Genomic DNA, 13293 nt, shown 5'->3' with positions numbered 1-13293 from the left:
TCATGGCGGTCACAGGCCTGCTTGTGCCGAGATGTCCGTCGCAGCGTCGAGGCGCTCAGCGGTTGTCGTGCGGGCCGCGTGGTCGGCAGCGAGTCCGTCCAGTTGGGCCTGCACCCAGGCTTCAAGCGTCCAGGGGCGGGCAGCGTCGCGACGGCGGGCGGCGTCCTCTGCCCGCCGCTGCGCCCCGGCCCTGAGCGCGGCGGAGATAGCCTCGGCCTGCTCGACGAGGTCGAAGGGGTTGACGGTGCGGCAGTACTCGCCCAGGACCTCGGCCGCGCCGCAGGTTTCCGAAAGGATGACGTCGGCGTCGCGTTCGTTGACCAGCGGCGCTTCGAACGTGCTGAGGTTTTGGCCATCGACGGTTGAGTTGAAGATGAGCAGGTCGGCCCGCCGGAAGCACGCGATGGTGTGGTTCACGTCGTTGTCGTTGTCTATGCGCACGGTGTCGGGGCCCAACTCGGCGTTGGCCTCCGTAACGGCGGTCTCCACCCGGTGGACGTAGTCAGCGTTGGCCGGCACGTACAGTCGGTTGGGGTTCATCCGCACCAACATGCGGGTCCCCGCAAGTCCGCCGTTCCGGGCGGCCAGGACGAAGGCACGCACCGCGCGTTCGGCGTTCTTGATCGGGTCGGTGCGCCCGCTGTGCACCACCAGCCGGTGGCCGTCCGCCCACTCCTCGATCCCGTCGGGCAGTTGCGGGTCGCGCCCATCGAGGGTGAGCGGGCTGTAGCCGAGCGGCATGGTGCGCAGTCGGGTGCGGTGGCCACGCCACTCGACGGTCATCGCCTCGCGGTCGATCCGGGCGTCGGGCAGGAGATCGGCCACGCATTCCAGGAAGTTGCGGCACCAACGGTCGGCGAAGAAGCCGATCGTGGTGGCGGGTAACATGCCGCGGAGGATACCGGTGCGGATCTCCTTGGGCAGTACCCTCCAGTAGTCGGCCGACGGCCACGGGATGTGCACGAAGACCAGGATCGGCGCGTCCGGCCGCTGTTCGCGCAGCAGCGCGGGGACCCCGACCAGTTGGTAGTCGTGGACGAGGTAGACGGGGTCTGGCGACTGGGCCGAGCTCTGGAGGATCGCGTCAGCGAAGTCTTGCGTGAAGCGGTTGAAGTCCGCCCAGCCTTCGCGGGCGTCGGAGCCGAACGACGGCTGAGTCCAGCGGTCCCAGCCGTAGTTGTTGGCCGCCCACATCAGGTTGGCGGTCATGAAGTTCTGCACGTTGCGGAAGACAGCGGGGTCGTGCCTGATGAGCCGGACCAGGATCTCCCGGCCGGAGTGCAGCTCCATGGTCACGCCGTCGGGGTTGCGCGCCGAGGCGCGGCGGTCGTCCTCGGAGTCGGCGCTGGCTATCCAGGAGATGTTGAGAACGCCGGCCTGTTCGGCGACGACGTTGCCGGTGCCGCCAGGGGCCAGCCAGGCGCGAGGTTCGCCGGTGGCGGGGTCGGTGTCGTAGGTGATCGCCGCGCGTTTGCTGGCGAGGAAGATCTCAGATCCGGTCACAGGTGCCCCATTCATGGGTCGAGGGCTGGAAGCGGGCTGGCCAGGGTGGACAGCACGTGCGCATTCGGTTCAGGGGGGCGGGCGGTGGCGTCAGAAGGTCAGGGCGTGGGTGGTTTCGAGGACGTCGACCGGACGGTGGCGCTGGAGTTCGGGCAACCGCGCGGCCACCTCGCTGTGCAGACAGGCGTTGCGCGGCCGACAGGCATAGGCGGTGCCGACACGCGGCGTCGGCACGATGAGCGCGGGGTCCGCGCCGAGCTGCTGGGCGATGTGCCTGGCCCAGTCGACTCGGCCGATGCGGCGCGGCCCGCCGAGGTGCAGCGTCCCGGTGCGGCCGGAATTCATCAGTGTCGCCGTCCACGCGGCCACGTCCTCCACGAATACGGGCGTGTTCCAGTGGTCATCAGGGATCCGCAGCCGCTCCCCGCGTATCAGCGAACGAGCAACGCTGGTGAGGAAGTTGGGACGGGGGCCGCAGTCCTCCCAGCCGTAGACCAGGCTCACCCGTAGGACGAGGGCGGAGGAGGTGGCGAGCAGCTCTTGCTCGGCCGCGAGCTTCGCCCGGCCGTAGGCGTTGGCCGGGAGGGTCTGTGCTGACTCGCCGTGGCTCTCCGCCTCACCGGGGAAGACGTTGTCGGTCGACACCAGCAGGACGGGCCGACCGTCCAGCGCGGCTGCGATGTTGCGAGCGCCGCCGTGGTGGGTGGCGTACGCCTCCTCGGGATGTGCCTCGCACCAAGTGATGTCGGACGGGCCATGTACGGCCACAACGGCGTCGGGCTGGATGGCATCCATCAGGGCAGCCACCTGCGGTCCCGACGTGACATCGACCTGGGTCCAGCGCACACTGCGGCTTTCGGGGACGACCGGGGCACGCCGGGAGCTGAGCACCGTCTCGACGTCGAGCCCGGTGAGGTGGACGGCGATGTGCCCGGCGAGGTAGCCGGAGCCGATGACCAGGACCCGGCCAGGCATGGCGGCGCCCGCGGTCGACTGGGGTGCGAGGGGCGACGGGCGAAGATCAGACATGTACTTCCTCCAGCTGATGCGGCGGGCGGACATGGCGGAGCATGTCCCGGCCGGGCAAGCGGACGTTCAGTACCTCGCGCCAGCGGCCACGCGGGTTCCCCGGCCGGTGCCGACGTTGAGCGCGCCGAATAGGTTCGTGGTGCTGTGCCGCAGTCGTAGGTGCGGCACTGGTTGCGGCAAAGGTTCAACCCCGGCTGGGTTCGGTCCAGTGCCTGTGCCTGGTTTGCTCGCCGACCGACAAGACGACAGCGCCCCGGGCGGGTCCAGGTACAGTCCGATGATGTCGGCGGCCCTTTCCGTGAACGCCGGGTCTTCGACAGCTTGAAGAGGCCCGACCGGTGCGGCTTCAGATTCTTCTCCCGCCAGAAGTGGCAACGCGGTAAAAAGAGACCTTGATGCCCGCACGCCGATTCAGACGATCGGCCGACGCAGGCGTTGACCAGTGCGAGATGTCTATTTTCGGCGGCCTGATCATCCTGCTCAGCGCTATCACTTGGCCTGCGGCGGCGGCATCTTGCCCTTCCCTTTCCGCCGCTTCTTTTCACCAAACCCGCCAGCCCACGTTCCTCACAGTGGGTCCTGGCGCGGTCCCACCGTTCACGCGGACACGACTACCGGTTCGGCGATGTCCTCACGGCGGCGCCCCTCGCCCACCACAATACGATAGGCCCCGCAACAGGCCATATACGTGGTCACATGCCTGTCCGCCATCAACCCCTGCACATTGGGGGGTGGAAGAGAATTCGACTGAGATGCGCGCCTCTCTCACAGGTTGGCGCCCGAGCGGCAGCAGCTTTCGCTGTCGCTCTCACGTCAGCCCTGCTACTGGGGAACGTTACAGAAGTCAAAACATTCGTTGCAGGCGGTTGACACTGCGGAAGCCGTTCCTGTGTCCAGTCCAATTGTCGCCGCTGCGCGCCCGTAACCAGCGTGGCAAGAGCTGTGCGCGTCATGTACCACAAGAGCATGTTCTCTCCACGCTTTGCCGTGGGTGACTCATGTGCTTTACATCTTGACTCATTACAGGCGGCGATCAACTTGCTGTCAAGGATGAGAACTTTTTGGCTCGATCAGTCCGGTGGCGTTTCTCGCGCTCATGGGAGTCCACCCCCACCAGGTCGCATATGACACCCCTTCACACGACATATCGATGACCAGAGAATGCCCCCAGCCAACATCGGCGACACTTGGACCGTGTCCTACGTGGTGAGGCGGTCATTGATCCGCTACGGGGCGGGGAACGTGGAGCTGGATCGTGCCGGACGGCTTGGACACGACCCCCACCAGGGCCGGTACTTCAAACCCGGGCGCCTGCATGCGGACAACGCCTACGACCGGGCTGATCTGAGGAGATGGCTCCGCTGGAAAGGCAAGCGACTCATCCGTCTCACCACGTAGGACACGGCCTTAACCGATCGAAATAATTCAAACCAAGATGGACATAAGGGAATGAGCGTCTCTTGACAAGGGTTATGTGCGCGGCCTTAGCCTCGTTAAGACTTAGATCACTCACCACCGACCGGCCCGAAGCTGCGGAGGGAAGGCCGTACCGGTAGTTCACCGCTTGACGCAGACGCAGCGCGCAGGAAGCCCGACCAGGCAGCAGCGTCGCGTCCGTGGGTGAACGCCCACCCATCACCGCGATCGAACATCCGAAGCTCTATCCGACGCCAGCAGTAGTGTGCCGCCCCTGGCACCTTGCTGCGGGCCGCCCACCGCCGCCGGTCGCGCCTTCGCCCGAAGCGCCACCACGCCGTCTCATTCCGTCACCTCGTCACCATGACAGTCGTGTTCGCCCAGTGCACACCTGGACAACCGTCGTCTTCGCACCGCGCGCGCCGCGGCCCGTACGTGGTGGCCTGCTCCTGCGGGTGCTTCCGACCGTGCCCACCGCTCCTCCTTTTCCCCCCGAGAGGATCGATGACTATGACTCGAGCCAAGAGTCTTTCCCTCGCCGGCAATCGTCTGCACGGCTACGCGACGAAGGACGGCGCAGCCTGGCGGGTGAGCGCACTCAAGGAGGTGAGCTACGACGTCATGGTGCAGCCGCGACTGCTCGATCCAGCGAACCCAGCACTCGCCCGCGCCGTCACGTCTGGCGCAGCGCCTGCACGTCGGCTCATCGTGATCGACGCTACGGTGGCCTCCCTCTACGGTGAGCAGCTGACCGCCTACCTGGCGAGCCAGGACGTGGAGTTCCACGTGTGCGTCATCGACGCACACGAATCGGCGAAGGTCATGGGGACCGTCTTCGAGGTCGTGGACGCGATGGACGCCTTCGGTGTGCCACGGCGCCACGCACCAGTGCTTGCCATGGGTGGCGGGGTGCTCACGGACATCGTCGGGCTTGCGACGAGCCTATACCGCAGGGCCACACCGTATGTCCGCATACCCACGACCCTGATTGGGATGATCGACGCGGGCGTCGGCGTCAAGACGGGCGTCAACTTCCGTGAGCACAAGAATCGGCTAGGCGCCTACCACCCCTCATCGCTGACCCTCATCGACCCCGGTTTCCTCACCACGCTCGATGCCCGGCACTTACGCAATGGCCTCGCGGAAATCCTGAAGATAGCGCTGATCAAGGATGCCGAACTGTTCGATCTGCTCGAGGGGCACGGCGCGAGCCTGGTCGAGCAGCGGATGCAACCGGGCGAGGACGCGGCAGGCGGTGCGGCGCTCACAGTGCTACACCGGGCGGTCCAGGGCATGCTGGAGGAACTCCAGCCCAACCTCTGGGAGGACCAGCTGCGGCGCCTGGTGGACTTCGGGCACTCCTTCTCGCCGACCGTTGAGATGGCGGCGCTGCCCGAGTTGCTGCACGGCGAGGCCGTCTGCGTCGACATGGCGCTCAGCTCGGTCCTCGCCCACCACCGGGGGCTCCTGACCGCGGCCGAGCTCAACCGTGTCCTCAATGTCATGCGCGTTCTCCACCTGCCTGTGCTCCACCCGGTGTGCACGCCGGAACTGATGCGCGGGGCGCTCGCGGACACGGTCAAGCATCGGGACGGCCGGCAGCACCTGCCTCTTCCACTCGGGATCGGCGACGCCGTGTTCGTGGACGACGTCACCCAACGAGAGGTCGACGCTGCGCTGTTCACACTCCGCGAGCGTGAACAGGCGCCGCAGCGGCCGGCGCTGCGCGGTCCCGTGGATTTGGGGGTCTGAGAGCATGGATGGAGTGCGTGCCGTACTGCTGGCGGGCGGCGAAGGTCGGCGCATGGGGCCGCTAGGACAGGGCAGGCTCAAGCCACTGGTGCCGTTCGGCGGCACCTCCCGCCTGATCGACTTCAGCGTCGCCAATGTTCACCGGTCGGGCCTGCGAGACGTCCTGCTGTTGTCCCAGTACGAGGAGCGTCGCCTCATGGACGACCTGCACCTGGTGTGGAACGGGCGCCATCACGGCTTTCGAATACACTTCGGCCCCTACGACGCGGTGTACCGGAACTCACCGGGCAAGCTGCCCGAGCAGGTGCCGGAGCGTACGTGGCCGGTGGAGCGCGGCACAGCCGACGCACTACTCAGCAAGGCCGAGTACGTCTTCGGACAGGGTGACTCAGAGGCCTCGGAGATCCTCGTCCTCCATGCAGACCACGTCTACCGTTTCGATTACGGGAGCATGATCCGCGAGCACCGCGCGTCAAAGGCCGCGCTGACAGTCTCGTACCAGCGCATCGAGCGGCGGTACGTGCACCTGTTCGGCATGGTCGAGTTCGACAGAAGCGGCCTACTCACATCCTTCGAGGAGAAGCCTGACCACCCCACGAGCGACCTGGTTTTCGCCGCTTTCTGCCTCTTCGACGCGGCGACGCTGTGGCGTTACCTGGAACAACTGCGCGGCACCCACTGGCAGCACGACATCAGCAGGGACGTCATCCCGGCGATGCTGGCAGGCGGCGAACTCATCCGTGGGTATGAGGTCAAGGGCTACTGGGAGGACATCGGCACCGTGGACCGCTACCACCGCGCCCACCGCGGACTGCTGCGGGCTGAGCCGACGCTCGCGTTGACCGACATGCCGCTGACCGTCGCCCCCGAGGTGCCGCGACGCCTCGTCTCGGACGGGCCCGGCGGACACGCCAGCATCGTGGCGGCCAACGTGACGAACGAGGGCGAGATCGTGAACAGTGTGGTGTACCCGGGCGCGCGCATCGGTGCCGGCGCACACGTGGACGACTGCGTCGTGCTGCCAGGTGCCCAGGTGCCCGACGGGGCACGCCTGACGTCGGCCATCGTGCTGGAAGACGGCTCTGTCCAGCAGTGCGAGATGGCACGGGAAGAGGTCGCGCCATGATGGCACTCGCACCCGCGCCGTGTGACCTCGTGGTGGCCGACCTCGGTGGCACGACCCTACGCGTGGGCCGGATCAGGGCGGGCATGTCCGAGGTGCATGACGTGCAGCGCGTGCGCACCGACGGGCTCGGCCGGTACGGCACACTCGCCCCGCAGGAGCTCCAGGACCGGGTCATGGAGCAGCTCACGCGGGAGATCGCTGCCCACCTCACCCGTCCAGGTCAACCACCCGCTCAGGCCGTGGCAGTGTCCTTCGCCGGGCCGATGACATCCGACGGAGTCGTCCTCGCCGGCCCGACACTGTGGGGGGGACCCGCCGCGCCGCTGCCCGTCGCCGAGGTGTTGGCAGGGCAGCTGGGCCTGCCCGTGGTCGTGGCCAACGACGTGACCGCGGCGGCCTGGCGCTACGCCTCGGTCGAGTCCGAGCCGTTCTGTCTGACCACCGTGAGCTCGGGCATCGGGAACAAGGTGTTCCGCCACGGCGAGATCATCAGCAACGAGCACGGGTATGGCGGGGAGATCGGCCACTGGCTCGTCGACCCCGCCGAGGACGCCGCGCCATGCGAGTGCGGAGGGCGCGGCCACCTCGGGGCGATCGCGTCAGGACGCGGCGCGCTGTCCGCGGTGCGCGCGGCGGCGGCAGCCGACACCGGTGCATTCGCTCGCTCGGCGCTGGCGGGGCCCTCGGGCGGCGTGCCTGACGCCATCACCAACGAGGCGTTCGCGGCGGCGGCCCGAGCAGGCGACACGTTCGCCCGGGAGTCGCTGCGCCGTTCGCTGCGGCCCCTCGCGTCCGCGGTGAGCCTGCTGTTTACGGCGATCGGCGTGCGCCGCTACCTGTTCGTCGGAGGCTTCGCCCTTGCCTTGGGCGACACCTTCTTGACGCTGCTCGGCGACGAACTGGTGCGGATCGGCTGCTTCGGCCTGGACGAGTGCGCGACACGCGCCATGCTCGCGCTCGGCGAGAACGACGACGACCACTGCCTCATCGGCATCGGCCAGTTGGCGGCGGCTCGCCTCGACACTCCCCGGGCCCTCGATGCGCCGGCATGACCACGCTGATCGTCGGCAGCGGCTCCACCGGCGGCGCGCCGGCCACAGACCGGCGTCGTCGGGGGAGCCGTCGTGGTCGTCTCCAGGACGCGGCCGAGGTCCGGCTGGTCGCGGGCCCGAAGTGCGCGCGCCCCGTGACCACTGGACCACTCCGGCCCTGGTGGACGGCGTGGTAGCCGTCACGAGCGTGCTCCTGACGGTGCAAGGGCCGCCCTTACTGCACCGCGGGGGATCCGGCCGGGTCTCGCATTACGCGTGGGCACAGATCATCGCCCGCGCGGCCGGCGCTCCCGACCCGCTGTCGGTCCCCGAGTCACGGACCGCAGGGCGGTACGCGAGCAGAGCCCCGAACAGCTGCCCGGCAAGCGCCCTGCCGGCCGGCGACCCCGGCCTCGCGCTCCCCCAGGTCCGTGGGGTTCGCGAGGGCGCCCGCAACCTGTTGCACGCCCCGCGGTCCGCACAGACGGCTAGCAGCGATCGGCGCATCACCCCGCCTGAGGAGGCAGCCCCGTGATCTCCCCCGACCGCCGGTGCGCACCGGCTTCCGCCGCGGCCGGCTTGTCCCCGGGTGGCGACGGCCAAGGACCACCGCCGCGTGGGGTGCCCGGCGCCCAACGAGTCGACCACCTGGCCTTCACCGTGTCCGACCTGGACGCCGCGATCGACTTCGCCGTAACGGCACTCGGTGGCGAACTTGTCTACCGGCTCGCGCCGTTAGCGCACGCCGACGACTGGATGCGCGTACACCTCGACGTACACCCGCGAGCCCGCGCCGAGATCGCCCTCGTTCGCCTGGGACTCGACACCAACCTCGAGCTGTTCGCCTACGAGTCTCCGGACCACACCGCCGCGCCACGGGCACCGCACGACACGGGGCACGTGCACCTCGCGCTGTACGTGATGGACGTGGCACGGGCCGCCGCCGAACTCACGCGTCGAGCGGGGGTGAGCCCACTCGGCCCAGTCCGCCGTGTTCCCGACGGGCAGCCCGATGCGGGCACGCACTGGGTGAGACTGTCCTCGCCGTTCGACGCACCCATCGAACTGCGGTCCGTACCTGAAACGTTGCCGTACGAGACGGGCGGCGGCACACCACGCCGCCGCCCGCCGGGGCCATGGTGCAACCGGGACGACGGCTCGGGGAGTCGGCGCGGCCTGCCCGGCGCGCTCGGCGTCGACCACTTCGCCAGAACCGTCGCGGACCTCGACACGGCCGAGCGGTTCTTCGTGGACGTCCTGGGCGCCGAGCTTCTGTACCGAAACGATCAGAAGGTCCTTCCGGTGGACGTGGCGGCGGCGCTCGGCGTGCCACCGGGTGGTGCCCTGCGGCGGGCCGTGCTGGGCATGGGCCCTACCGACACCATCGAACTGGCCTGCTACGAGGGGATGTCGGCCGGCAACCCACGTCCTCCGCGCAACAGCGACATCGGCGGCAACCATCTCGCCCTACACGTCCGCGACGTGGACGTGGCTGCCACCTACCTGGCCGAGCACGGCTGCACCGTGCTCGGCCAGCCGGAGACGATCGATGAGGGGCCGCTCACCGGCGACCGATGGGTGTACACACGCACACCCTTCGGCCTGTACGTGGAGGTCGTGCGCATGCCAGACGGCGCACTGCCCTACGAACGCACCACCGCCGCCCGGCGCAGGGCCGCGCATGAGCTGTCATGGACCGACCGCACCCCACCCCGGCCTTGAAGGGTGTCAATATTCCGATCAGGCTGCGGAGCTGGGCATTTCGACGTGGATGAAGCAGTCGAGGAACAACTATGTGGCACTCGTTGAGTAGTCCACCGAGTAACTTCCGACGTCCTGCACGGCATACCGCCGATCCGTCCCGGTGCGGTCGGCGGCGACGTAGGCCCGGCAAGTTTGGACGGCCTCCCCGGAAGTCGCCCTCCAGGACCCTGCTCAACTACCGGATCGGCACGTACACCACCTGCCACCGCTTCTGCGCAATTCAGTACGACAGAGGCACTGAGCGCAGCGGGCGAAGGCGCCTGATCCACACCCCGGAGGTACCTTGACGTGTCGGCAGATCAAATCGGAATGGGACCGACGGCTCTGCACTCTGCGCCGCGATCCAAAAAGGATCGTATACGGCTGGTCATCGTGGAGGAGGACCCCCTCGTACGTGCCGGTCTGTGCTCGCTCGTCCGGTCTTACGAGGAGATCGAGGTGATCGGCGACTACGACTCGCTGCAGCAAGCCACGGCGAGGCAGGACACGGACATTGACGTGGACGTCCTGCTGGTCGCAGGCGAGGCACTTGACGACACTTTCAGGGAGGAACTCCGCCGGTTCCACTGTTCCAGACCGAATGCCGAGGTGGGCCTCGTGGCGGTGATGCGGCCTGGGAATGTGTCCGTGCTGCACAACGCGGTCGTGAGTGCTGTCCGTGGATTCGTGGACCACGGCACCAGCCAGGAGGGACTCGGCAGAGCCGTGCGTGAGGTGCACCAGGGGCATATGTACCTGTCGTCCTCCATAGCGGAGACGTTGGTGGGATGGGTGGCTAAGGCGGTTCACGGCGAGCGGCTGCCGGCGTCGCAGATTGAAGCCGTGTTGACCAAGCGGGAGTTGCAGATACTGGAAGTGCTCGGTAGCGGCATGACCAACACCCTGATCGCCAGGCGGCTGCATATCCAGGAAGCCACTGTGCGCAGCCACACCTACAACATCCTGAACAAGCTGAATCTGGGCACACGTACCGAGGCCGTCCTGGTCGGTCATAGTTACGCCAAATGCCGGTAGAGCGGTGAAACCTTCGAGGGCGGCGTGGCCTGGCGGGCCGAGCGCTGGTCACCGTTCCCCCTCTCCAGGCGAAGGTGGCGATGGCCGAGGCGATGGTCCGCCGCGCGATCGCGGAGAGGACCCCGTTCCGGTGGGTGACCGCGGATGCTGCCTATGGCTTGGCCAAGAGCTGGCGGCCGGAACTGGAGACCGGCGGGGCCGGCCAGGCATCGATGTAGTCGGCGATCACTCAAGGAACACCGGAACCTGTGCATCGTCAACTACCGGCCGGACGGTTCCGATCTCAACGCTCGGTACATCCCCTCACTAAGGAAGACATGTCCAAGTCCTTCTCCTACATCAAGCCCTACGACGTCCGCGGTCTGGTTCCCGACGAACTGGATGAAGAGGACGTCCGCCGGATCGGCGCCGCCTTCGTCCATCTCCTGGATACACAAAGGGTCCTACTCGGCCGGGACATGCGTGTGTCGTCGCCGCGGCTGGCCGATGCTTTCAGCGCGGGAGTCCGCGAGCAGGGGGCCGAGGTGGTGGACCTCGGCCTGGTTTCGGTCGACATGGTCTACTACGCGTCCGGCGCCATGGCGTTACCCGGCGCGATGATCACTGCCAGTCACAATCCGGGAGAATACAACGGCATCAAGTTCTGCCGTGCGCTGGCCGGCCCGTTCGGGGCGCACAGTGGCCTGGACGCACTGCGCGAAACCCTGCTCCGGGGCGTTCCGGATGGGCGGCAGGAGCCCGGCACGACGAGCCAGCTGGACGTCACCACCGACTTCGGCGACTGCGTGCGACGGCTCGTTCCCCTCTCCGCCGGCCGTCCGCTCCGGGTGGTCATGGACGCGGGCAACGGCGTGGGCGGTCTGGCCGCCACAGCCGTCCTGGACGACAGACTCCGCCGCGACGCCGGAATCACAGTGGATCCGCTCTGCTTCGAGCCCGACGGCGGTTTCCCGAACCATCCGGCCAACCCCCTCGAACTGGAGAACCTCACGGACCTGCGACAGCGGGTGGTCGAGACCGGCGCGGACCTGGGCGTGGCCTTCGACGGAGACGCCGACCGCTGTTTCGTGGTCGACGAGCGGGGCGAACCCGTGACTGCCTCGACCCTCATGGCCTGGCTCGGGTCGCTGCGGCTCGACAAACACCCCGGCGCCGTGGTGGCGGTCAACGCCATCGCATCCCGCTCGGTCCGAGATGCCGTCGAGGAGAAAGGCGGCAGCCTGGTGCGGGGCCGGGCCGGCCACTCTTTTATGAAGGAGTTGATGAGCACCCACGATGCGGTGTTCGGCGGCGAGCACGCCGGCCATTACTACTTCAGGGAGTTCTGGAACGCCGACTCCGGCATCCTCGCCGCACTGCACGTGCTCGCGGCCCTGCGTGCCCAGGACCGCCCGCTGTCCACGGTGCTCGAACCCTTCATGCGCTACCACCCCTCGGGTGAGCTCAGCATCAAGGTCCAGTCCGGGGAGCAGGTCGTGCGGCGGGTTCGCGAGCACTTTCACGACCGGCCCTGCGACTGGGTGGACGGGCTAAGCCTCTACTTCGAGGACGAGTCCTGGTTCAGCCTGCGCGTCGCCAACACCGAGCCGGTCGTCAGGCTCAACGTGGAGTCACGGACCGAATCGAGAACGCGTCAACTGCGCGACGAGATCCTCCGCCTGATTGAACACCAACACACCAGGCCCGGACCGGCATCACACGAAAACTGACCATCGACTCGGCCGTACCCCTCTCGCTCGATCCGCACAAGCTCGGCCTCTACGCCGTGAACCCGTACTTCCGGGACCTGGAAGAGGTCCACGGTGCCCGGACCGGTGAACTACTGTGGCCGCCGGGCGTAGGACTACTCAGCACGGGACACGGCCGCACGGGGGCGGTTGGCATCGGAGGGAACACGGGGATGCACGTATCGCTTCCTGCGAAGCGTTCGACACGAGCCGCGGTAGCCCTGCTGGCGGCGGGAGCACTCATGCTCACCGCCGCGGGCTGCGGCGGTGACGACGGAGACACGGTCAGCGGCGGCCCGCCGCCCAACACCGTGAAGCTGCCGAATCTGAAGGGGCAGAAACTCCAGGTCACGGCGGTCTGGACGGGCACCGAGCAGGAGAACTTCGCCAAGGTGCTCAAGGAGTTCGAGAAGCGCACCGGCGCCAAGGTCTCCTTCGTGCCCAGCGGTGATGACATGGCGGGCTTTGTCGGCTCGAAGATCGCGGGTGGTGCGCCGCCGGATGTCGCGATGGTCGGGCAGGTCGGTGTCATGCGCGAGTTCGCCCAGAAGGGCTGGGCCAAACCGCTCGACGCCGCCGCCAGGGCCGAGTTGGCCAAGAACTTCGCCAAGGGCTGGCAGGATCTGGGCTCGTACCGGGGCACGCCCTACGGGGTGTATTTCAAGGCCAGCAACAAGTCTCTGCTGTGGTACAACACCTCCGCGTTCGGCTACGCGGGCGCGAAGGTGCCCAAGACCTGGCCCCAGTTCCTGGAGCAGGCCCAGCTGGTGTCCGATTCCGGCACCGACGCGGTCGCGGTCGGCGGGCAGGACGGCTGGACGCTCACCGACTGGTTCGAGAACGTCTATCTCTCCCAGGCGGGGCCGGAGAAGTACGATCAGCTCGCCCGGCACGAGATCAAGTGGACCGATCCGTCGGTGAAGAAGGCGCT

General features: G+C 67.7%; 9 protein-coding genes and 2 pseudogenes. 9 read left to right on the top strand and 2 right to left on the bottom strand.

Translation table 11 applies throughout. The features are described 5' to 3' along the window. Positions 1 to 9 precede the first annotated feature (9 nt). On the bottom strand, positions 10 to 1503 hold the full coding sequence (locus tag GWI24_RS08735; protein WP_210945316.1) for a trehalose-6-phosphate synthase: 1494 nt from the start codon (positions 1501 to 1503) through the stop codon (positions 10 to 12). 90 nt (positions 1504 to 1593) lie between these two features. Next, on the bottom strand, positions 1594 to 2532 hold the full coding sequence (locus GWI24_RS08730; protein ID WP_247616083.1) for a sugar nucleotide-binding protein: 939 nt from the start codon (positions 2530 to 2532) through the stop codon (positions 1594 to 1596). 1272 nt (positions 2533 to 3804) lie between these two features. Between GWI24_RS08730 and GWI24_RS08725 the strand changes: the two are divergent. The 9 genes and pseudogenes from GWI24_RS08725 to GWI24_RS08685 form a co-directional block, all read left to right on the top strand. Further along, positions 3805 to 3912, top strand: a pseudogene (locus GWI24_RS08725) (IS5/IS1182 family transposase); the annotation flags it as partial. 546 nt (positions 3913 to 4458) lie between these two features. Then, positions 4459 to 5700, top strand: coding sequence for a sedoheptulose 7-phosphate cyclase (locus GWI24_RS08720; protein ID WP_247616082.1), 1242 nt, complete (start codon positions 4459 to 4461; stop codon positions 5698 to 5700). Between the two features lie 4 nt (positions 5701 to 5704). Beyond that, positions 5705 to 6826, top strand: coding sequence for a sugar phosphate nucleotidyltransferase (locus GWI24_RS08715; protein WP_210945313.1), 1122 nt, complete (start codon positions 5705 to 5707; stop codon positions 6824 to 6826). A 29-nt stretch (positions 6827 to 6855) separates the two neighbouring features. Then, a complete protein-coding gene (locus GWI24_RS08710; RefSeq protein ID WP_308343583.1) occupies positions 6856 to 7878 on the top strand; it encodes an ROK family protein in 1023 nt (340 codons plus the stop codon). 600 nt (positions 7879 to 8478) lie between these two features. Beyond that, a complete protein-coding gene (locus GWI24_RS08705) occupies positions 8479 to 9579 on the top strand; it encodes a VOC family protein (protein ID WP_308343582.1) in 1101 nt (366 codons plus the stop codon). A 480-nt stretch (positions 9580 to 10059) separates the two neighbouring features. Further along, the gene (locus GWI24_RS46485; protein WP_210945310.1) at positions 10060 to 10635 is read left to right on the top strand and encodes a response regulator transcription factor; all 576 of its coding nucleotides are present in this window, start codon (positions 10060 to 10062) and stop codon (positions 10633 to 10635) included. Positions 10636 to 10700: 65 nt separating this feature from the next. Then, a pseudogene (locus GWI24_RS08695) lies at positions 10701 to 10823 on the top strand (IS701 family transposase); the annotation flags it as partial. 129 nt (positions 10824 to 10952) lie between these two features. Continuing rightward, positions 10953 to 12344 carry a phosphomannomutase/phosphoglucomutase gene (gene manB, locus GWI24_RS08690; protein ID WP_210945309.1) on the top strand — a complete coding sequence of 464 codons (1392 nt, stop codon included), beginning with the start codon at positions 10953 to 10955 and terminating at the stop codon, positions 12342 to 12344. A 191-nt stretch (positions 12345 to 12535) separates the two neighbouring features. Continuing rightward, positions 12536 to 13293 (top strand): ABC transporter substrate-binding protein (locus GWI24_RS08685; protein ID WP_210945308.1); only part of this gene is annotated, 758 nt, incomplete at its 3' end.

The organism is Streptomyces sp. MK37H (genome assembly GCF_018035285.1).
GTDB lineage: Bacteria > Actinomycetota > Actinomycetes > Streptomycetales > Streptomycetaceae > Streptomyces > Streptomyces endocoffeicus.
Note: the sequence above shows the minus strand (reverse complement) of the source record. Positions and strands in the feature narration are given on the sequence as shown.